Annotated in this window: 16 protein-coding genes; 11 read left to right on the forward strand and 5 right to left on the reverse strand. The window is 63.5% G+C overall.

Annotated elements, in window-relative coordinates; genetic code table 11:
* Nucleotides 1-18: 18 nt before the first annotated feature.
* Nucleotides 19-2,181, reverse strand: a complete 2,163-nt coding sequence (locus JM946_RS03650; RefSeq protein WP_203165773.1) for a translocation/assembly module TamB domain-containing protein — start codon at nt 2,179-2,181, stop codon at nt 19-21.
* A 134-nt stretch (nt 2,182-2,315) separates the two neighbouring features.
* On the opposite strand from JM946_RS03650, the gene JM946_RS03655 reads away from it, so the two are divergent.
* The 4 genes from JM946_RS03655 to JM946_RS03670 all read left to right on the forward strand — a co-directional run bounded on the left by JM946_RS03655 (nt 2,316) and on the right by JM946_RS03670 (nt 7,763).
* Nucleotides 2,316-4,883 (forward strand): glycoside hydrolase family 3 protein, encoded by a 2,568-nt coding sequence (locus tag JM946_RS03655; RefSeq protein ID WP_203165774.1) that lies wholly within the window; start codon nt 2,316-2,318, stop codon nt 4,881-4,883.
* A 73-nt stretch (nt 4,884-4,956) separates the two neighbouring features.
* Nucleotides 4,957-5,946 carry a LacI family DNA-binding transcriptional regulator gene (locus JM946_RS03660; RefSeq protein ID WP_203165775.1) on the forward strand — a complete coding sequence of 330 codons (990 nt, stop codon included), beginning with the start codon at nt 4,957-4,959 and terminating at the stop codon, nt 5,944-5,946.
* Nucleotides 5,947-5,949: 3 nt separating this feature from the next.
* Complete coding sequence (locus tag JM946_RS03665; protein ID WP_203165776.1) at nt 5,950-6,834, forward strand: DUF6279 family lipoprotein; 885 nt, start codon at nt 5,950-5,952, stop codon at nt 6,832-6,834.
* A 95-nt stretch (nt 6,835-6,929) separates the two neighbouring features.
* Complete coding sequence (locus tag JM946_RS03670) at nt 6,930-7,763, forward strand: class I SAM-dependent methyltransferase (protein WP_203165777.1); 834 nt, start codon at nt 6,930-6,932, stop codon at nt 7,761-7,763.
* 98 nt (nt 7,764-7,861) lie between these two features.
* On the opposite strand, the gene JM946_RS03675 is transcribed toward JM946_RS03670, so the two are convergent.
* Together JM946_RS03675 and fusA are read right to left on the reverse strand one after the other, a co-directional pair.
* Complete coding sequence (locus tag JM946_RS03675) at nt 7,862-8,164, reverse strand: hypothetical protein (RefSeq protein WP_203165778.1); 303 nt, start codon at nt 8,162-8,164, stop codon at nt 7,862-7,864.
* 104 nt (nt 8,165-8,268) lie between these two features.
* Nucleotides 8,269-10,332, reverse strand: coding sequence for an elongation factor G (fusA, locus tag JM946_RS03680; protein ID WP_203165779.1), 2,064 nt, complete (start codon nt 10,330-10,332; stop codon nt 8,269-8,271).
* Nucleotides 10,333-10,508: 176 nt separating this feature from the next.
* Here fusA and JM946_RS03685 point away from each other — a divergent pair, with 176 nt between their 5' ends.
* Genes JM946_RS03685 through JM946_RS03695 form a run of 3 tightly spaced genes read left to right on the forward strand, consistent with a single transcriptional unit; the run spans nt 10,509 to nt 14,001 of the window.
* Nucleotides 10,509-11,852: a response regulator gene (locus tag JM946_RS03685; RefSeq protein ID WP_203165780.1), complete on the forward strand. Its 1,344-nt coding sequence runs from the start codon at nt 10,509-10,511 to the stop codon at nt 11,850-11,852.
* A 41-nt stretch (nt 11,853-11,893) separates the two neighbouring features.
* Nucleotides 11,894-12,952, forward strand: a complete 1,059-nt coding sequence (locus JM946_RS03690; RefSeq protein ID WP_203165781.1) for a saccharopine dehydrogenase family protein — start codon at nt 11,894-11,896, stop codon at nt 12,950-12,952.
* A complete protein-coding gene (locus JM946_RS03695; protein ID WP_203165782.1) occupies nt 12,949-14,001 on the forward strand; it encodes a YheT family hydrolase in 1,053 nt (350 codons plus the stop codon). Before JM946_RS03690 ends, JM946_RS03695 begins: the two co-directional genes overlap by 4 nt.
* 2 nt (nt 14,002-14,003) lie before the next feature.
* Here JM946_RS03695 and JM946_RS03700 read toward each other — a convergent pair whose 3' ends face one another.
* On the reverse strand, nt 14,004-14,783 hold the full coding sequence (locus JM946_RS03700; RefSeq protein WP_203165783.1) for a glycerophosphodiester phosphodiesterase family protein: 780 nt from the start codon (nt 14,781-14,783) through the stop codon (nt 14,004-14,006).
* A 340-nt stretch (nt 14,784-15,123) separates the two neighbouring features.
* Between JM946_RS03700 and JM946_RS03705 the strand changes: the two genes are divergently transcribed.
* Nucleotides 15,124-17,154 carry a PQQ-dependent sugar dehydrogenase gene (locus JM946_RS03705; protein WP_203165784.1) on the forward strand — a complete coding sequence of 677 codons (2,031 nt, stop codon included), beginning with the start codon at nt 15,124-15,126 and terminating at the stop codon, nt 17,152-17,154.
* A 6-nt stretch (nt 17,155-17,160) separates the two neighbouring features.
* Here the strand turns inward: JM946_RS03705 and JM946_RS03710 are convergent, their stop codons facing one another.
* On the reverse strand, nt 17,161-17,571 hold the full coding sequence (locus JM946_RS03710; RefSeq protein WP_203165785.1) for a bactofilin family protein: 411 nt from the start codon (nt 17,569-17,571) through the stop codon (nt 17,161-17,163).
* A 559-nt stretch (nt 17,572-18,130) separates the two neighbouring features.
* Between JM946_RS03710 and JM946_RS03715 the strand changes: the two genes are divergently transcribed.
* The 3 genes from JM946_RS03715 (at nt 18,131) to JM946_RS03725 (ending at nt 21,518) form a co-directional block, all read left to right on the forward strand.
* Nucleotides 18,131-19,471 (forward strand): M16 family metallopeptidase, encoded by a 1,341-nt coding sequence (locus JM946_RS03715; protein WP_218042570.1) that lies wholly within the window; start codon nt 18,131-18,133, stop codon nt 19,469-19,471.
* Nucleotides 19,468-20,880, forward strand: coding sequence for a M16 family metallopeptidase (locus tag JM946_RS03720; protein WP_203165787.1), 1,413 nt, complete (start codon nt 19,468-19,470; stop codon nt 20,878-20,880). The genes JM946_RS03715 and JM946_RS03720 overlap by 4 nt, the downstream gene beginning before the upstream one ends.
* A gap of 170 nt (nt 20,881-21,050) precedes the next feature.
* Nucleotides 21,051-21,518, forward strand: a complete 468-nt coding sequence (locus JM946_RS03725) for a hypothetical protein (protein WP_203165788.1) — start codon at nt 21,051-21,053, stop codon at nt 21,516-21,518.
* Nucleotides 21,519-21,523 lie beyond the last annotated feature (5 nt).

Genomic DNA, 21,523 nt, shown 5'->3' on the forward strand with positions numbered 1-21,523 from the left:
TCAATCCGAGATCGTGACTCATCGTACGACCGGCCCCTCGGACTCGGTAACCGCCAGCAGTTGCTGCACCAGGCGTGGCCAGTCGACGCGCCGCGAGCTGCCGATGACGTCGATGCGCGGCAACCCTTTGCCCTTCACCAGGTAGTAATTGCCATTGCTGGCGGGCGCCACGCCGTCCATCACGCAGACCTCGTTCTGCAGCCGGCAGGAAATGCCCAGCCGGTCGTAGTTGAAATCGTCGAAGAAGCGCATCACGCCGCCCGACAGGGCCGCGGTCACGCCGGCGCCGCCGCCACCAATGCTGCCGATATTCTGGACGGCGCGCTGGCTGATGCGATGGCGCGAACGATCGCCAGCCGGCGTGTACAGCCGGGCATCGAACGCCACCGGTGTCCAGTTGAACAACTGCAGGCCGTTGATCGCGCCTGACAAGCGACCGGTGATGCGCCCGAACGAGAACGCGCTGGTCATGGGCTCCAGATCCAGGTTGTCGAGCGCGATGCTCGAGTAGAAGCGCGGCCACTGGCCGAAGGGCTGCTCCAGGCGCAGATCGCTGATGGTCACGTTGCCATCGAACACCTGAGCACGCAGTGTCGTGCCCAGCGTGATGACGCCTTCTCGCATGCGCAGCTTCGAGATCACACCGCCGACACGGCCGCCGAACTCCGGCCAGCCGAAGGCCTTGCAGAGTTGTTGAACGCTGATGGGCTGCAATGTGGCATCCACCAGGAACGCCACCGAAGGCAAGCCGGCATTGCGCACCCGGAATGTTTCCAGATCGAGTGAGCCATCGAGCAACGCGATGCGCGTGGGCTGCAGCAGCCGGAACTGACGCCCTTCCGTGCTGAAGTTGAGCTCGGTCGGACCGAGTGCGAGGCCCAACAGCGATCCGCCCTGCCATTTCAGCTTCGATGGCGTCACCTGCATGGTGCGCGCGGGCGGAGCATCGTCGTCATCATCTGCGCTCGAGGGTTCATCCGACCAATGCCAGTGCCCGCTCAGCGCTGCTAGATGCAGATTGCCAACGCCATCGTCGACGGAGACGTCATCCAGCCGCAGATCGATGCGCTTCGGTTCGCCATTCGCGATCGACATCGTGCCGGCAAGGCTGCCGGCGGTTTGTAACGATCTGAAACTGGTATCGATCAGCAGCGGCTGCAGATAGCTTGCGTAGGCCCCGGGAAACTTCAAAGCAGTGAGCTCGAGCTCGAGATCGCGAACAGGCTGCTCTTGATCGAGTTGCAAGCGCCCGCGCCCGGATGCCTGGGCGACGTCGGTGTGATCCAGCACGAACCGATCGAAGGTCAGGAAGTTGCCATCGACGAGCTTGCCCTGTGCGCTCAATGAGATCGCATGCGCGCCCAGGTCGACGAAGATCGGCTGCGCGAATGCCTGACCCTGTGACGAGCGCACGGACACGTCGAACTGCCACTGATTGGCCGAGCTACGCAAATCGGCCTGCACCTGAAGCGACAGCTTGTCGCTCGCCAAGCTGCCGCTTTCGTTGTTCGCGGTCAGCTCGACGATCGCGCCGTCGACCTGCACTGCCGCGATGTTCGTCTCCGCACCTCGAGCAGACACAGTGAGATCGGCGAGTCCGGTCGCGGCGATTTCCGGGAGCGGCGCTTTGAAGCTCGCGGCGAGTTGCATCAAACGATCGATGGGCACGCGCTGCAAGCGGACCTGCGTATTCCAGCCGGCATCTCGCAGCTGACCTTCAATGGCGACTCGACCGTCGCCAAGCCGCAGGCCTGCAAAGGCCACCTGCAACGAACCGTCCGTTCGTCCATAACTCAGCGCGGCCTGCAGCGATTGCTTGCCTAGCGACGGCAACTCCACGAGCACGTGTGCGTTGGCACACGCGATGACATCCGATCGCAGATCGAGCGCCGGACAATCGATGCGAACGTCGGTGAGCGTTTGTGAGAGGGCCGCGACGTGCAATCGACCAATTCGTGCGCGCACCAGCGCGTTGTCCTTGGGTAATCCCATTTCGACAGCCACGTCGTTCGCACTCCAGCCATCGCCCGCGACATGCTCGATATATAACGTCGCATCGTCGACTGCACGCACGGCTGTTGCGACCACGACGCCACTGCCGATCAGCGCCATCGCAATGAGATGGCGCGCGCGAACGGTCAGCCTCGATCGGGATTGTTGTAAGCGGAACACGCTCGTCATCGGCGCGATCATGACCAGCGCGATTCGTCCCGCCAAGCGCTCACTGGATGAATTCGACTCACGAGCAAATTGACAACGTTGTCACGTGCATGGGATTCTGTCGGGCCAGAACACCGAGGACACGGGGGCAAACAATGATCGACGCACGCGCGCGCGCCGAGCTTCGCGGCGCCATAGTGACAACCTTGCTGACGGTGGCACTGACCGGCTGCTCCAAGAAAGAAGAGACCACGGGCGAAACCCAGCCGAGCCGCATCACGACCGCTTCGAACGTGCATCCGGAAATCTGGCCGCAGGTGTCGCTGCCTGCATTGGATGACACTGCCATCGAACCGCGCCTGAACGAGCTGTTGAGCTCGCTCAGCGTCGAAGAGAAGGTCGGTCAGATCATCCAGGCGGACGTCGGCAGCGTGACCGCCGAGGATGTGCGTCGCTATCGACTCGGCTCCGTGCTGAATGGCGGCAACTCCGCTCCCGGCGGCGACGATCTTGCGCCCGCGCGCGTCTGGTTGGCGGCGGCGGATGCGTTCTATGAAGCGTCGATGGACACCAGCGATGGCAAGCATGCCATTCCGATCATGTGGGGCGTCGACGCGGTTCATGGCCACAACAACATCATTGGCGCCACGTTGTTCCCGCATAACGTTGGGCTCGGCGCGACTCGCAACGCCGAACTGATGCGCAGGATCGGTGCAATCACGGCGACCGAGTTGCGCGTGACCGGCCAGGAGTGGACCTTCGCGCCGACCATCGCGGTCGCTCAGGATGTGCGCTGGGGCCGGGCTTATGAATCATATTCAGAGAATCCCACATTGGTTCGCGAGTACGCTCACTCCATCGTGCTCGGCTTGCAAGGCGATCCGGGCAAACCGGACTTCCTGCGTGGCAATCACGTGATCGCAACCGCTAAACATTTCCTTGCCGACGGCGGAACCTTCGAGGGCCGCGATCAAGGCGACGCCCGCATCACCGAAGAACAGTTGCGCGATCTGCACGCGCCCGGCTACGTCGCCGCCATCAGCGCCGGCGTGCAGGTGGTGATGGCGTCGTTTTCCAGCTGGCAGGGCAAGAAGATCACCGGCCATCACGGCCTGCTCACCGATGTGCTCAAGAATCGCATGGGCTTCGACGGCTTCGTGGTCGGCGACTGGAATGCGCACGGTCAGGTCGAAGGCTGCAGCAACGTGAGCTGCCCGGCCGCGATCAACGCCGGCTTGGATATGTTCATGGCGCCGGATAGCTGGAAAGAGCTCTATGACAACACCCTGGCGCAGGTGAAGTCCGGCGAAATTCCCATGGCGCGTCTCGACGACGCGGTTCGTCGCATCTTGCGCGTGAAATTGCGCGCCGGCTTGTTCGAAGCAGGCAAACCGTCCAGCCGCGCGCCCGGCGGCAAATTCGATCTGCTGGGCTCGGCCGAACATCGCGCGGTGGCGCGACAAGCGGTGCGCGAATCGTTGGTGCTGCTCAAGAACGACAACAAGGTGCTGCCGCTGAAGCCCAGCATGAAAGTGCTGGTGGCCGGCGACGGCGCCGACAATCTGCCCAAGCAGAACGGCGGCTGGACCCTCACCTGGCAGGGCACCGGCATTGAAAACAAACATTTCCCCAAGGCCGAATCGATCTTCGCCGGCATCCGCTCGGCGGTGAAGGCCGGCGGCGGCACGGCCACGCTGAGCGTGGACGGCAAATACACGCGCAAGCCTGACGTCGCCATCGTGGTGTTCGGCGAAGACCCGTATGCCGAGTTCCAGGGCGACATCGCGACCCTGGAATACAAACCCGGCAACGAATCCGATCTGGAGCTGCTGAAAAAATTCCGCGCCGATCAGATCCCGGTGGTGGCCGTGTTCCTGTCCGGTCGGCCGCTGTGGGTGAATCCCGAGTTGAACGCCGCGGACGCGTTCGTCGCCGCGTGGCTGCCTGGCTCCGAAGGTGGCGGCATCGCCGACGTGCTGTTCACCAAGCGTGACGGTTCGGTGAATCATGACTTCAAGGGCAAGCTGCCGTTCGCATGGCCACGCACGCCGCTGATGTTCAACAGCGAAGGCGCCCCGGAAACGCCGCTGTTCGACAATGGCTTTGGCCTGACGTATCAGGACACCGTCGACCTGCCGGTGTTGTCCGAAGAAGTGCCCGCCGCTCCAGGCCAGGCGTCGACCCACCACTACTTCGCCGCGGGTCGGCCGAGCAATGGCTGGCAGCTCGCGGTCGGCGCAGGCGATGCGGCGCGCACCGCCCTGCCGGGTGCCGTGGGCAGCGCTCAGGGCGACGTGCTTCAGATCAGCGCCATCGATCGGGCTGCCCAGGAAGACGCACGGCTGGCGAAATGGTCTGGCGCCGGTCCGGCCACCTTGGCGCTGCAGGGCGAGGCGCCCATCGACCTGCAACGTGAGGCCAACGGTCAGCTGTCGGTCACGTTCGAGTACCGGATCGACGCGCCACCCAGCGCCAAAGTCATGCTCGGCATTGAATGCGGACCGGGTTGTCGTGGAGACTTGCCGATCGAAGCGCAGTTGAAGCAGGCGCCGGCCGGGGAATGGCGCCAGTTCAAAATGCCGCTGCATTGTTTCCAGAACAAGGGGGCCGATCTGCGCAACGTGACCGCGCCGTTCCTGCTGAGCACTGCCGGCAAGCTCGAGCTGGGCATCGCCAACGTGCGGCTCGAGTCCGGTTTGAACGACGCGCCCCGCTGCGAGTGATGCCGCGAACCAGCGATCTGTATAAGTGTCGACAATGACCAAAGCACCGCCCCGACGGGCGAGGATTCAAGACGTGGCCGAAGCAGCCGGCGTCGCCATCAAGACCGTGTCGCGGGTGTTGAACAACGAGCCCAACGTGCGCGAGGAAACTCGGCAGCGCGTGCTGGCCATCGTCAAGAAGCTCAACTATCACCCGAGTCTGTCGGCCCGCAGCCTGGCGGGCCGACGCTCGTTCCTGATCGGGTTGATCTACGAAAACCCCAGCGCCAACTACATCGTCGACGTCCAGCACGGCGCGATGGCCCGCTGCCGCGAAGACCGCTTCCAGCTGCTGATGCACCAGGTCACCGGGCGTGGCGAGGAGATGGAGCGCGACGTGCTCGGGCTGGTGGATCAAACGCATCTGGACGGCCTGATCGTGACCGCGCCGTTGAGCGAATCGGCCGACTTGATGCGTGCATTGGATCGGCGCGCCCTGCCCTTCGTGCGCGTGGCGCCGAACGATGTTGCACATCCCACGCCGTATGTGGACATGGACGACGCCGGTGCGGCGCGCGAGATGACCGAATATCTGATCGGCCTGGGCCATCGCCGCATCGGCTTCATCATCGGGCACCCGGATCACTTCGCCAGTGGCCAACGATTGCTCGGTTACAAGGCCGCGCTCGCGGCGCACGACATCGCCTACCTCGAACGTTACGTGCGTCAGGGCTTCTTCGTGTTCGAATCGGGCATGGAGGCGGCCAAGGACTTGCTGTCCCAGAACGAGCCGCCCACCGCGATCTTCGCCAGCAACGACGACATGGCGGCCGGCGTGCTAATGGCCGCGCACGAGCTGGGCATCAATGTTCCTGAACGACTGTCGGTGGCGGGGTTCGACGACACTTACATCGCCAAGACCGTCTGGCCGCGGCTGACCACGGTGCATCAGCCGACTTACGACCTGGCGTACACCGCCACCAACCTGCTCCTGCAAATGCTACAAACGGGAATCGCGCCACAGTCCATGCGATTGGGGTATCGTCTGGTGTGCCGCGCCTCGACGGCTGTCGTTCCCAAGTGATGGATGAACCGGTTCGCTGCGTTTGTCACCGCCGCTCGTTGCCGATTCTTCCTGCTGATGCTGCTGGTGGCGCTTGTCGCCGCCGGCTGCACCAACTTCTTCTATAACCGCCTGGACACCCTGGCCGCCTGGTATATCCAGGACCTGGTCTCGCTCGACGACGCCCAGCGCAGCGATCTGCGCTCCTGGCTGGACAGCACGCTGCAATGGCATCGCAGCTCGGAGCTGACTCGCTACGCGCAATTTCTGCGCACTCTGGCCGGTACAGCGGCGCAGCCCGGCAACCCGACCACCTATCGAAACATCGAAACCCAGATCGAGCAGTTCGGCTCGCGACTGGTCGAGCGAGCGGCACCGGACGCCGCGCGTCTGCTGATGCGACTGACGCCCGAGCAGCTCGAGCAGTTCGAAACCAATCTCGCGGCGAAGTCGCGCGAACGGAACGAGGAAAATCTCAAAGCGCTGGCCGACGGCAAATGGCACGAGAAGCGCGCCAAGGACATCGAAAAACAACTCAAGCGCTGGACCGGCTCGGTCACCAAGGAGCAGCAACGGCTGATCGCTCAGCACAGCGCGCGTTTCGACTCCACCACCGCCGACTGGCTCGAGAGCCAGGCTCGCTGGCGTCAGGCGATGTTCGGCGCTCTCAAGGAACGCTTTGCCGCAGGCCAGTCGCCGGAGGCGATCGAGGAGCGTATTCTTGGGCTGTTGCGCACGCCGGAAAGCCAGTGGACCCGCGCCTATCAGACCAAGGCCACGCAGAATCGTGAGCAATCGTTGGCGGTGCTGGCCGCGCTCGACGCGTCGTTGACGCCGGAGCAGCGCAGGCATCTGCAACGTGAGCTCACCGAGCTGGCGCAACGGCTCGAACGAATGACCCAGACCTGATCGACCCCGAACCGGTCGACCCAGAACCGATCGACACAGAACCGATCGACACAGAACCGATCGACATAGATTTCGCACAAGCCCAAGGAGCGCTCATGAGCCGTGCACTGTTGCTGGCCATCTCCCTCACCCTGCTCGCCGCCGCCGGCTGCAAAAAAGCTCCGCCGGAACAACCTGCCGCCGAGCAAACATCCACGTCGACGACCGCGCCGACATCCGGGCTGACGGCCGAAGAGAAAACCGCGATCCACGACTCCATCGGCAATCTGGATCGCCTGCCAGGCGACATGGACGAGGACAGCTGGCGCCGGCCCAGCGAGGTGCTGACATTCCTCGAAGTGAAGCCGGGCATGACAGTGGTCGATTATTTTTCCGCCGGCGGTTTTTACACCGAGCTGCTGTCACGCGTGGTCGGCAGCGATGGTCAGGTCATCGCTTATAACAATCCCGAGTACCTGAAGTTCTCGGGCGAGAAGCCCAAGCAGCGTTATGGCGATGACCGCTTGCCCAACGTGACGCAACTCACCACGCGGCCCGAAGAAGCCACGTTCGAACCGAACAGTGTCGACGCCGCGTTGTTCGTGATGTCGTATCACGACCTGCACTGGAAGGCGAAGGATGGTTCCTGGCCGAACACCGATCCGGCGCAGGCGCTGGCGCGACTGGTGTCCGCGTTGAAGCCGGGCGCAACCGTGGTCGTTCTGGATCATGCCGCCGCCGCGGGCGCGGACCCGGCGGAGAGCGTCGATACGCTCCATCGCATCGACCCGGCCATCATCAAGCGCGACTTCGAAGCCGCCGGCCTCACCTTCGACGCCGAGAGCAAAGCGTTCGCCAACGCCGAGGACGATCACACCAAGCCGGTGTTCGATCCGGCAATCCGCCACAAGACCGATCAAGTGATGTATCGATTCAGAAAGCCGGCTTGAGCGGTACGCGTGACGAAGGAGCACGCCAGGACGGGCCTGACGTGCTTCATGCGGCAGTGGCCGTGATGATCAGGGCTTCAATTCCAGGCTGCAGGCGGTCAAGTAGTAGACCAGCGGCATGCCCGTTGCGGAGCAGTCAGATTGAGAGTGACGCTTAGGGTATAGGCCCCTGGATTCTTGAGCATCTCGGCAACCATGCTGTCGCACCGCGTAGAAACATGGCTGTTTTGACTCACGATCGTCGTAGGCGCGGTGTCGTCGACCAGCACGCCGGTGAGCTGCATGCCTAAGCCCGTGTTGTACGAAACCTTGCTGATGCTGTCGAAGTTATAAGTATCGGCGAGCGCACCCAGCGACGACGCCAGCAAGATCGCACCTGTCACAATTTTCGCTTTGATCATGGAACACTCCGTTGTTACAACTCAATGCCCAGTGCCGCCGAGGCGGCATCAGGATGGAACTACGGAGCTTGTTACCGACCAAGCGGGCGAACGCTGAATTGCCGTTAATCCGCGACACGCTTGAAAGCTTGCGCCAGCTCTTGTTGTTTGCGAGGTGGGACGGGGTCGTAGTGGCTCAGTTCCATGGTGTACGCGCCTTCGCCGCCGGTGAGCGACTTGATGCGCGATTGATAGTCGTTGATCTCGGCTAGTGGTACCAACGCGCTAATCCGAGTGCGTTGGTTTGCCAAGGACTGGCTGCCGCTCACGCGGCCGCGACGAGTGGCGAGGTCGCCGGTGATATCGCCGGTGGCCGCACTGGGCGATGTGACTTCGACGCGCACCAGCGGCTCGAGCACGATGGGCGCGGCCTCTTCGACGGCATTCAGAAATGCGCGGCGGCCGGCGGCGATGAACGCGACTTCCTTGGAATCCACCGGGTGATGCTTGCCGTCGTAAACGATCACGCGGATGTCCTGTAATGGGAAGCCCGCCACAGCCCCCTCGGTCAACGCCTGGCGAATGCCTTTTTCCACCGCGGGGATGTATTGCGACGGAATCACCCCGCCGACGACCTCGTCGACGAATTCAAAGCCTTCGCCCCGCGCCAGCGGCTCGACGCGCAAATACACCTCACCGAACTGCCCGGCGCCACCCGTTTGTTTCTTGTGACGATGATGTCCTTCCGCCGGCCGCGTGATGGTCTCGCGATAGGGAATGCCAGGCGCCTTGGTCTTGCAGCCGACCCCATAGCGCTCCTTCATGCGATCCAGCAGCACGCGCAGATGCAGATCGCCCATGCCATACAACACCGTCTCATTGAGACTGGCCTGATGCTCGATGCGCACGCCCGGATCTTCTGCCACCAGCTTATGCAGCGCATCGGACAGCTTTTGTTCTTCGCCGCGTCGTTCGGGCTCGATGGCGACGCCGGCCATGGCGGGCGGCAGGGTGATGGACTTCAGGTGATAGTGATCTTCGTCGTGCGAATCGTGGAGCACGGCGTCGAAATGCATCTCCTCCACTTTGGGCACGGCGCAGATGTCGCCCGGAATCGCCTGCGGCACCTCGTAATGGTCCTTACCCTGCAAACGATACAAATGCGCCACCTTGAACGGCTTGCGCGCATCGCCGATGAACAGCTGCGCGCCGGAGCGCACCGTGCCCTGATGCACCCGAAAAATTCCAAGCCGGCCGACGAACGGATCGATGTTCACTTTGAACACATGCGCAATGACATGCAGATTCGGATCGGGCTGCACCTTCACACGCACGGCGTCGGGACCTTCGCCGCGTAGAAAGGGCGGCGGATTGCCCTCCAAGGGATTCGGCATCAGCCGCGCGAAGATATTCAGCAGTTCCTTGATGCCGGCGCCGGTCTCGGCGGAGGTGAAACACACCGGCACCAGGTGCCCTTCGCGCAACGCGCGCTCAAAAGGGTCGTGCAGCTGCTCCGGGGACAGCTCCTGTCCCTGTTCGAGATACAACGCCATCAGCTCCTCGTCGACCTCGACCACCTGATCGATGATCTCGGTATGCGCGGTTTCGATCGAGGAGAAATCCGGCGGCGCGATGGCGTCCGGCCCCGGATCGAAAAAACAGTCGACGACGGCCTTGCCGCCCTGGCACGGCAGGTTCAGCGGCAGACACTCGCGCCCGAACATTTCCCGCAACTGCGCCAGCACCGCTTCGGGCTGCGCGTCCTTGGCGTCGATCTTGTTGACGATGACCAGGCGGCACAGCTCGCGGTCGCGCGCGAAATCCATCATGCGCTGGGTCATCGGCTCGATCCCGTTGACGGCGCTGACCACCACTCCGGCGGTCTCCACCGCCTCGAGTGTCGTCAACGTGCGACCGGCGAAATCCGGGTAGCCCGGCGTGTCGAACAGTTGCACGTGACAGCCGCCCACCGGGAAGTGCACCAGCGCCGCGTCCAGCGAATGGCGCAGCTGCTTCTCCTGCGGGTCGAAGTCACAAACGGTGGTGCCCCGTTCCAGGCTGCCGCGGCTGCGGATCGCGCCCGCTTCCAGCAGCAGGGTTTCGGTGAGCAGGGTTTTACCGGCCCCTGCCTGCCCGACCAGCGCGATGTTGCGAATGTCCGAGGTCGAATGGGCCCCTGGAATCGACATGGGCTGTCACCTCCACGGCCGTCGCCACGTGGCCTGGCCGTCTCGTGTCGCTGAACCTGCAGATGGAGGTCCAGCATACTCCTCGGCCGCCCATCAAGAAGCGCTCGCCTATTGGAGCTGTCGCGCCCTACGCTTAACCTACACACCTTGAACTAACTACTCACTGACGCTTCCTCATGAGCAAGCGCGCCCTGATCGTCGACGACTCGCGTTCCGCTCGCGTCATTTTGAGCCGCATGCTGGAAGGCTATGGTCTGGAAGTGGACTCGTCCGAATCGGCCGAGGCCGCGCTCGAGTACCTGCGCCAGGCCCGGCCGGACGTGATCTTCATGGACCACCTGATGCCCGGCATGGACGGCTTTCAGGCTATTCAGGCCATCAAGGGCAACCCGGACACCGCCACCATTCCCGTGATCATGTACACCTCGCAGGAAGGCGAGCTGTACGTGAGCCAGGCCCGAGCGCTCGGCGCGGTCGGCGTCCTGCCCAAGACGGTGAAGCATGCCGATGTGTCCAGGGTGTTGTATCAGCTGCGATTGTTGCCGGAGCGTCGCGAGGCGCGTGCGTCGCTGCAGGTTGCGCAACAGGAAGGCTCGGCGGCGGTGCAGATCGAGCCGGTCCGCCCCTCCGGCGGCGAGCTCGAGATCGCGATCCGCAATGCCATCGCCCCGCTGCTGAAGGAGCACAGCTCCGAGATGCGGCGCTTCGTGCTGGCCAGTCTCGAAGGCTTCGCCCGCCGTATCAGCTCCGAAGGCAAGCCGGTCCCGACGCCGGCGCCCGCCGAGCCCGCCGTCGCTCCGCCGCCGCAACCGCTCGAAACCCAGACCGTGATGGTGCGGCAAAACCGTTGGCCGTTGGCCGCCGGTGTCGGCGCGATCGCGCTGATCCCCGCGCTGGTGCTGGCCCTGTTCCTCACCAAAGAACTCGAAACCAACAAGGCGCTGCGCGGCTCGCTCACCACCTTGCAAGCGACCATCGACGGGCAGCAGGCGCAGCTGACCACGCTGCAACGAAGTCTGCAGTCGGGTCAGACCGCGGCCGTCGCCGCCGCCCCGAAAGCCGACAATGTGACTTCGGAAGTGGTGCCCTATGGCGAGGCGCCGCTGTCCGGCTCGCGATTGGAGCGTCTGCGCGAAATGCTCGGACAGCTGCGCGCCAACAACTTCCGAGGCAAGGTGAAGGTCGCGACCTTCGTCGGCGAGTTCTGTCTTACTGGCAACGGCATCGAAGGTTATTCGATGGCCACCGACGAACTGCCGGTGAATCGCTGCGACCTGGTCGGCAATCCGTTCGAGGACAGCCTGCCCACCGCGCAGCGTCAGTCGCTCGCGTTCGCCAATCTGCTGTCGTCGCTGCGCCAGGACGGCGGCGTGACGGTCGAAGTCGCGCACGAAGGCCGTCGCCCGAGCGTGCCCTATCCCAGTGCGGATCAACGCGCCCGCGTCACGGCGGGCGAATGGAACCGCATCGCCGCTCAGAACAATCGGGTGGAATTCGCCACTGAGCCGGCCGGCTCATGACGACGCCCCCTCGTCACGGATGTCGCTGTTAGAGGGTGTCAATGTCTCCGCCCTGGTTGCTCTATGGTGCCAATGGATACACGGGCGAGCTGATCGCGCGTGAGGCGGTGGCGCGCGGCATGCGCCCCGTGCTGGCCGGACGTTCCAAACAAAAGATCGCCAGGCTCGCTGCCGAGCTCGATTGTCCGAGCGCCGTGTTCGATCTCGACGATCACACGGCGCTGGTGTCGACGCTCACCGAAGTCGCGGCCGTCCTGCATTGTGCCGGACCGTTCTCGCAGACCGCGGCGTCGATGATGCAAGGCTGCCTCGCGACGCACGTTCACTATCTCGATATCACTGGCGAGATCGACGTCTTCGAACTCGCCGCCAGCGTGCATGACAAAGCCGAGCGCTCCGGCGTCGTGCTGTGCCCGGGCGTCGGCTTCGACGTGGTGCCGACCGATTGCGTGGCCGCTCGTCTCAAGCAAGCGATGCCCGATGCGACGCATCTCGCATTGGGCTTCGACAGCCGCGCCGGGCTGAGCAAGGGCACGGCCAAGACCGCCATCGAATCGGCCGGCAAAGGTTCGTGCATTCGGGTCGATGGCCGACTGGTGACCGAACGTCTCGGCGCCCGCACCCGACGCATCGATTTCGGCGCAGGCGAAAAACTCGGCGTCAGCATTCCGTGGGGCGATGTCAGCACCGCCTATTACACGACGGGCATCGGCAATATCGAGGTCTACACGGCGTCGTCACAAAAATCCGTCGATAGCATGCGGCGCGCGAACCTGTTCCGCCCGCTGCTGCGGCAACGCTGGATCCGCGAGCTGGTGAAGTTCAGCGCGCAGCGACGTGTGACGCCGCCGGACAAGACGCAGCGGGACAACAATCCCACTTATGTGTGGGGCGAGGCGCGCAACGCCGCGGGCGAAGTGAAAACTGCAAGACTGCGCACCGCCAACGGTTACTCGTTGACCGTACACTCCGCGCTGGGAATTCTCGGTGCGGTGCTGAGCCGGCCTTGCAACCCCGGCTTCACCACCCCAAGCTTGCTGGCGGGCGCCGACTTCGTCAGCACCCTGCCAGGTTCGTCCACGATTCGTATCGACCCATGATTGATTCCGCCGCCGTCCCACATTCCGCCGACGTTGCCAGGTTCGCCCCTTCCGGCTGGTTCGCCAACGCTCACTTCCAATCCATCGTGCCCAGCCTGAGCCTGCGCCGTCCGTTCATCGCGAGCCGGGCACGGACGATGCTGGCGGTCGCGGACACTCAGATCGTGGACTGCGGCGACGGCGTGCGGCTACTCGGTCACTATTCAAGCCAGGCCGCCGCGGGCAGACCGCCGGCGCGCGATCTGGCAATTTTGTTACACGGTTGGGAGGGCAGTTCCGACTCGGTGTATGTGCTGTCGTTGGGCAGTCATCTGTTCGATCTGGGCTGCGACATCTTCCGGCTCAACTTCCGCGATCACGGCCCGAGCCATCATCTGAACGAAGACATCTTCCATTCGTGCCGCCTCGACGAAGTGGTCGGCGCGGTGCGTAGCATCCAGGCGTCATTGCCGAACAAGCGCATCACCGTCGCGGGCTTTTCGTTGGGCGGTAACTTCGCGCTGCGTGTCGCCGCCAAGGCGGCGCGAGCAGGCATCGAGCTGGAGCGCTCCGTCGCCGTGTGCCCGGTGCTCCGGCCTCACAGCACCATGGAGGTGCTGGAGAGCGGCTGGTTCATCTACCAGCAATATTTCATCAACAAGTGGAAGCGCTCGTTGCGACGGAAACAGCAGTGCTTTCCCAAGCGCTACGACTTCAGCAAGATCCTGTCGCAGACCTCGATTCGCAGCATGACCGAGCTGCTGGTGCGCAACTTCAGCGAGTTCGCCGACCTGGATGCTTATTTGAACGGCTACGCCATCACTGGCGATGCGCTTGCGGAGCTGCAAGTGCCCAGCCACATCCTGATTTCGCTGGACGATCCCATCATTCCAGCGCACGACCTGCAGTACCTGGCGCGCTCGCCCAATCTGCACGTGACCTCGATCCCCCATGGCGGTCACTGCGGCTTCATGGACCGGTTCAGCGGCACCAGCTGGGCGGACAGGCAGATCGCGCACATCATGTTCGAGCAGCGCCTGGCCGCCGCCCCGCAAAGCGTTGCCGCCTGAGCTCAGCCCGCGCGAGCGTTCCTGAACTCGCGCAGCACGGTGCGAAGTGACGTGGTGCCGACCAGGCGAGCACCACGCGCCGCGAGTCGAGCCGCGGTCTCGGGTGAAGTCACGTTGTGAATGGCCCAGCGCCAAGGACCACGCCACAACTGCGCAACGGTGTTCGTCAGCAACTCGTATTCGCACAACAGATAGTCGGGCACCAGCGCCTCGCACTTGAGCGCCGACAGACTGGAGTACTCGGACAGTATCCAGCCGACCCGGTACGGCGAGAGTTGCCGCACCTTATGAATCGCAGTCAGATCGCGCGACACCAGCACGCACTGGCGCGCCACCGGCTTCAACACGTCACAAATCCTGCTGACCGCCACCTCCGCGCCAAATACCCGCAAACTGGCGCGTTTGATCTCGATGAAGGCGGTGACCGACGGATGAGTCGAGATCACGCTGACCGCCTGCGCAAGCATTGGCACGCCGATGTCGCTGAACCGATCGCCAAACCGTTCAGGCTCGGTGACCGTGACTTCGACCAGCTCTCGCCAGCTCATTTCCAGCGCGTTACGCTCCAGCCCCGCCATGCGCTTCAGGCTGGCGTCGTTCAGCAGCACCGGGCGACGATCGGCAGTGAGCTGAACGTCGAACTGCAGGTGGCGCGCGCCCAGCTCCAAAGCTGAACGCAGCGCCGGCAAGGTGTTCTCCGGATAGTCCTCGGTGTTGCCGCGTTGAGCGATCAAGTCGGGTAACGGTGACGACACTCTGCTGGCGGCTGACGGAGTCGGCATTCAGCGGATCCTCATTGCCCTGGCAAGCATGCCATGCTTGTGACGCCTCCAATCGACCGCGACCCGACGAACTAGGACGAGCGTGGCATAGTCAATAAAGGGCACTGGCATGAATCGACGGACAGCACCGCGGGTCCTGGCGACGTTGCTATTGGCTGGGCTGCAAGCCTGTGGCGGGGGCGGGTCCTCTGGCAATCCGCCGCCAACCTCGGGCGAGCCTCCGCCCACCACGCCGCCGCCCGACAATCCGCCGTCGAATCCGAACTCCGGCCTGGATGCCCGGCCGTCCAATGCTACCTGCAGGGCGTGGCCACGACCCAGTACAGGCAGCGATATTTCCTTGAGTCGATTCACCAACCTGTCGTTCACCATGCCGCTGGGATTGTTACAGGCGCCGAACGACGACGCGCGCTGGTTCGTGGTTCAGCAGGACGGAATTGTCCGGCAATTCAGTGGCACCAATCCCTCGAGCTCCAGCGTCTATATCGACCTCAGCTCGGTCACCTCTCGCGTGCTTGGGGGCGGCGAGATGGGCTTGCTGGGCATGACATTCCATCCCAACTATCCGAACGATCCGCGGGTGTTTCTGTCGTTCACCACTGGCGATCCGCTGGTGTCGCGAGTCTCGTCGTTCACCAGTACCGATGGCGGCGCGACGCTGAATCCCGCCACCGAGACGCAGATCCTTACCATCAACCAGCCCAACGACAATCACAACGGCGGCCATGTCGCCTTCGGTCCGGACGGATATTTATATATTGGCATCGGTGACGGCGGCGGCGGTGGCGATCCGCACGGCGACCGGGGCAACGGTCAACGCCTCACCACCATGCTCGGCAAGATCCTGCGAATCGACGTCAACAGCGGCACGCCGTACGGGATTCCGCCGACCAATCCTTTCGCGAGCAACGCGAGGTGTCCGGCAGCCGGCCGCTCGAGCGGCGAATGCCCCGAAATCTTCGCCTACGGTTTGCGCAATCCGTGGCGCTTCGCCTTCGATCATGCGAATGGCGATCTGTGGGTGGCGGACGTCGGCCAGGGCTTGTTCGAAGAAGTAGACCTGGTGACGAACGGCGGCAACTATGGCTGGCGCTGCCGCGAGGGCGCGCACGATTACAACACCGGCGGTACTCCCGGCTGCAGCTCGGCCACGCTCATCGATCCCGTGGCCGAGTACGATCATAGTCTCGGCGAGTCCATCACCGGCGGCTACGTGTATCGCGGCTCGCAGCCCACCGCCCTGGCGGGCCGATTCCTATTCGGCGATTTCATCTCCGGCCGCATCTTTGCGTGGATCGCCGAGACGGCCACGCAACCGCGCCAGCCCACGCAGTTGCTCGACACGACGCTGAATATTTCTTCGTTCGGCCAGGGCAACGACGGCGAGCTGTACGTGGTGAATTACAACGGCACTCTGCACCGGATCAATTTCGAATCCAGCGGCGTCATCGACACCACGCCACGGCTGTTGAGCAATACCGGTTGCGTGAGCAGCGCCGATCCGAAGCAGCCGGTCGACGGCCTGATTCCGTACGCCATCAACGCACCGTTCTGGTCCGACGGTGCGGACAAAGACCGCTGGATGGCGCTGCCCAACAATCAGCTCATCACGGTGAACACCGAGAACGATTGGAATTTCCCGCCGGGCACGGTGTTGATGAAGAACTTCCGCCTGGGCACGCGCCTGATCGAAACGCGACTGTTCATGCATCATCCCGACGGCGTATGGGGTGGCTTCAGTTACGAATGGAACGCCGCGCAGACCGACGCGACCCTGGTCGAAGGTGGCGCCGTGCGTGACATCGGGAACGGACGCAGCTGGATTTTCCCGAGCGAGAATCAGTGCATTCAATGTCACACCGAGGCTGCAGGTCGTTCCCTCGGACTGGAAACAGCGCAGCTCAATCGCTCCTTCACCTATCCGCAAACCGGCAGGACAGCGAACGAGCTGACCACGCTCAATCACATCGGCCTGCTGACACCGGCGGTGGCCGATGCGAGCTCACAGCCGGCGATGCCCGATCCCTACGGCACGAGCGGCACGCTCACCGAACGCGCCCGCGCTTACCTGCACACCAACTGTTCGCAATGTCATCGTCCTGGCGGGCTCGCGCCCAGCAACATGGACCTGCGCTATACGACCACCTTGATGGGCACCAATGCCTGCAATGCCTTGCCAACCTCGGGTGATCTCGGTCTCGGCGCGAATGCGAGGGTGATCGCGCCGGGCAGCGCGACCAATTCAGTGCTGGTGAATCGAATGAATCGCCGTGACGCGGCCGCCATGCCCCCGCTGGGTTCCGCAATCGTGGACACAGCGGGCGTGGCGCTGGTCTCGCAATGGGTCGACAGCCTGGCGGCGTGCCAGTAGGCGGAGCTAATTCACCTTCGGCTCGTTGCCGCGCTTCTCTTCGAAGTGCACGACCGGCGAGCCGCTGGTGACTGCCATGTCGCCCTGAATGATGGCGCCTTTGGCCACGGCGATGGTGCGCGCCCTGAGTGACCCCTTGATGCGGGCAGTGGCGCGCAGCTCCAGCTTCTCGGCGATCGTCACAGCGCCCTCAACCTCGCCGGCAATCACGGCGTTGCCAGCGCGAATCTCGCCTTCCCAACGACCGCCCTCGGACAAGGTCAGCGCGCCGTGCACGTCACCGTCGCCTACTACCGTGCCGCCGACCACCAGATCGCTGGTGCATTCCAGATCTCCGGTGAAGCGCGAGCCCGAACCGATGAACGTCGGACTGCTGGACACACGATCGGCAAGGCGGCGGCGAGGCGAATCGGCCATGAACATCTCCATGCAAAGTCGCAACGGCCTTGCGCCGCTGCGACCGGAAAAACGCGAGCGCGGATTATCGACCGGAGCCCGCGCGCGAGGCTAATGAAAGCTTGGGGGCGAGACAGTGAAGTCGACGCGCGCCGCAGTCCGTGACGGAAGTCACCGAAAGCCGTCGGAAGGTGACGTTTCGTGTCAGCGAGCGACGCCGCTCCTGCGATTCAGAGGTTACGGCAAGAACGCGTAACTCGCTGATCCAACGGGCCGAGCCGGTTCACGGAGCCCCGGACGGTTCACCATAAAATTTTTACAGACCCTGGCACGCCGGTTGCACCAGAGAGCTGGCATTTATGCGCTGAACCTCAAAGCAAGCTCGATACCGGGCCCTTGAGTTCGAATTCGCGCCGCCACGCGTTCTTCCCCGCTGGCGGCGTTTTTTTGCGCATTCCCCGCGGCAGCGCGGTGGAGCCCGGCTGGTTATGATGCGACTTCGTCAGGAGTGCGCATGAGCTTTTCATCCCGAGTATCTGGCCGAGTGTCTGGCCGAGTGCCTGGCCGAGTGTCTCGATTGATGGTGTGGGGACTGGCGCTGTTGGCGCCGGCCGCGTTCGCGCAGGTGGTGCCGGGCGCGAAAGAGGTCCGCGCCACCACGCTTGCCAACGGCATGCAGATCCTGATCTGGCCGGATCACGACATCCCCAATGTCGCGCTCTACAACTGGGTGCGCGCCGGCAGCCGGAACGAAGTGCCTGGCATCACCGGCCTCGCGCACTTCTTCGAACACATGATGTTCAACGGCACCAGCAAGCGCGCGCCGGGCGAGTTCGATCAGGTGCTCGAAGCGAATGGCGCGCGCAACAACGCGTTCACCAGCGACGATGTGACTGTCTATCAGGACTGGTTCCCGCGCACCGCGCTCGAGACCGTGTTCGAGCTCGAAGCGGATCGGTTGCGCAACCTGTCGTTCGATCCCAAGGTTGTCGAAAGCGAGCGCGAGGTCGTGCACTCCGAACGCCGTCTGCGCGTCGACGACAGTCATCAGGGCCGGCTGCAGGAACAGGTACAGGCCACGGCGTTCGTCGCTCATCCCTACGGGATTCCGACCATCGGCTGGCCGTCCGACATCCTGTCGTGGAGCATCGACGATCTGAAAACGTTCTTCGCGACCTATTACGCGCCCAACAACTGCACGCTGATCCTGGTCGGCGACGTCGAGCCCGAAGAAGTGATCGCGCTGGCGAAGAAGTATCTCGAGCCCATTCCGGCGCACCAGCCGCCCAAGCCGGTGAAGACCGTCGAACCCGAGCAGCTTGGCGAACGGCGCGTGATGGTCCATGCCGAGGCGCAGACACCGTTGGTGCAAATCGCATATCACGGAATTTCCGGCGCCGATCCGCGCCGCCCGGCTTTGGACCTGCTGACGCGGGTGCTCACCGACGGCGACGCATCGAGACTGCGTCGCTCGCTGGTCGAAGAACAGAAGCTCGCCATCTCGGCCGACAGCTATTTCACCGCGGGCTTCGATCCCGGATTGGTCTGGTTCTTTCTTTCGCTGCCGGCGGGCGGCGACGCGCACAAGGCCGAGGCGGAATTCACTCGGCAGATCGAGCGCGTCATCAAGGAAGGCGTGACCAAGGAGGAACTGGCCCGCGCGCGCAGTCAGGCGCTGGCCGATTTCTGGCGCGGCCTGACGACCATCGATGGCAAGGCCCAAGCCCTCGGCACCTTTGCTGTGCTACAGGGCGGGCATGAAAAACTCTTCGATGCGCCACGCGCCTATGAAGCAGTGACACAGGCCGACTTGCAAAACGTCGCCGCCGAGTTGCTCCGCCAAACGAATCGCACCGTGGGTGTGCTGAACTCACCCCCGCCTTCCAATGAGCTGCAAACCAGCGCGGGAGCTGCGCAATGAATCCGTTGCGTCGTGTGATCGTCGCCGCCGCTGTTGTTTGCTCGTTGGGCGTAACGTCCGCGTTCGCAGCCAGCGCGGTCAAGACGCCGGACTTCGACAAAGTCAAACTTCCCAATGGGGTCACGTTGCTGCTGATGGAGCGGCACGACGTGCCGCTGATCTCTTTCAATGCCGTGGTGCGCGGTGGCGCACTGAGCGATCCTGCAGATCGATTGGGCACGGCCAACCTGCTCGCGGGCCTGCTGGAGAAAGGCGCGGGCTCGCGCAACGCCATCGAGTTCGCGGAGACAGTAGGTTCTGTCGGCGGCACCATCGAAACCGGCGCCGCCACCGAAAGCGTTTCGGTCTCGGGCTCGTTCCTCGCGCGCGATCAGAAGCTGATGGTCGAGTTGCTGGCCGACGTATTGCAACGGCCGCGCCTGGAACAATCGCAGTTCGAAGCTTTGCGTGCCCGGTATATCGAGTTCATCCGCGCTGCCAAGGATTCAGACCGGTCTTCGCTCACACCGATTTACGGTGCCGTCGCTCTGTTCGGCGAACATCCTTACGGCAGGCCGGTGGGTGGCAGCGAGGCGAGCCTCGCCGCCATCACACACGCGGATGTGCAGAAGTATTACCAGGATCACGTGGGCGCAGATCGAGTGATCATCTCGGTGGCTGGCGACTTCAAGACGGCGCAACTGAAGTCCTTGTTGACGCGCGCGTTCTCGAGCTGGCGCAAAGCTGGCCAGCCGTTGCCGAGCGTGCCCAAGCAACCCGAGGTCACGGAGCGTCGCGTGTTGCTGGTCGATGCGCCCGACGCCGTACAGTCGTATTTCTGGGCGGGCGATGTGAGCGTCGCCAGGAAAGATCCGCGGCGCGCCTCGCTGGATATCGTGAACACTTTGTTCGGCGGGCGGTTCACCTCGATGCTCAACACCGAGCTGCGCATTCGCAGCGGCTTGAGCTATGGCGCCAGCTCGCGCTTCGATCGCATGGCCGAAGGCGGCAGCTGGGAGCTCAGCTCGTTCACTCGCACTGAAAAAACCATCGAAGCCATCGACCTGACATTTGCCACGCTCGACCAGCTGCATGAGGGCGCGATCGGCGAACCGCAGCTCGACTCGGCCAAGAGCTACGTGCTCGGCCAATACCCGCTCGGTTTGGAAACAGCCTCGCAGTGGGCCTATCACATGGCCACGCTCGAGCTTTACGGCCTGAACCGCAGCTACATCGACGACTACGGCGACGCTTTACGAGCCGTGACGCTCGAAGACGCCAAGCGCGCCGTTGCAGATGTGATTCCGCCCAGTCAGCAAGCGGTGCTAGTAGTAATCGGCAAAGCCGACGCGATCCGCGATCAGTTGCGCAAGTACGGCCCGCTCACGGAAGTGAAGCTCTCGGATCCGGAGTTCCAGCCACGCTCATGAGCCGCGCGGCCGATCTGCCATGCAGATGCGGCCGAACGATTAACCCGGAGTTCATACCGGCAACGCGATGTCGTCACTGTCTCTATATACAGTGGCCCGGGGTCGGGCTATGATCGTTCTCCCCCACCTATCGAGCAAACACGGAAGTCAGCCACGGACACCACGCCCGCATGAGCGAATGGCCGCACACGTCGATTCACGCCGCCCTGCTGCAGTCCATTCGCAGGCACGCGATGAAGCAGCCCCACTGGCGCTTCACGCAGCTGGAGGTGTTGCACGATGCACTGGCTCGGATGATTCAGCTCGAGCCGGACGAGCTGTGCGTGGTCAGTTGTTTCATCGACGCGCAGCGTTGGTACGTGATGACGACATCGCGAGTATTCGGGATCTATCGCGGCACCCGGTTCGAGTTCTCGCCGCTGCAGATTCGCCGCTGCACCTGGGGCGACTTCAAGCAGGAGGGCCGTCTACAGATCGAGCTCGCCGAAGTTCAGCTGGCCGACGGCGCACGCGTCACGCTGGCTTACGAAGCCGGTTTCGCCGCCATCGCGCCGATCTATTACGAACGTTTCTGGCATACCAGCTATCCGGCGCTGGCCGGGGTCGAGCGCGTGGCCGACAAACCTGACCGGCCCTGAGCGCG

The sequence above is a fragment of the Steroidobacter gossypii genome (assembly GCF_016801985.1).
GTDB classification, from domain to species: Bacteria; Pseudomonadota; Gammaproteobacteria; order Steroidobacterales; family Steroidobacteraceae; genus Steroidobacter; species Steroidobacter gossypii.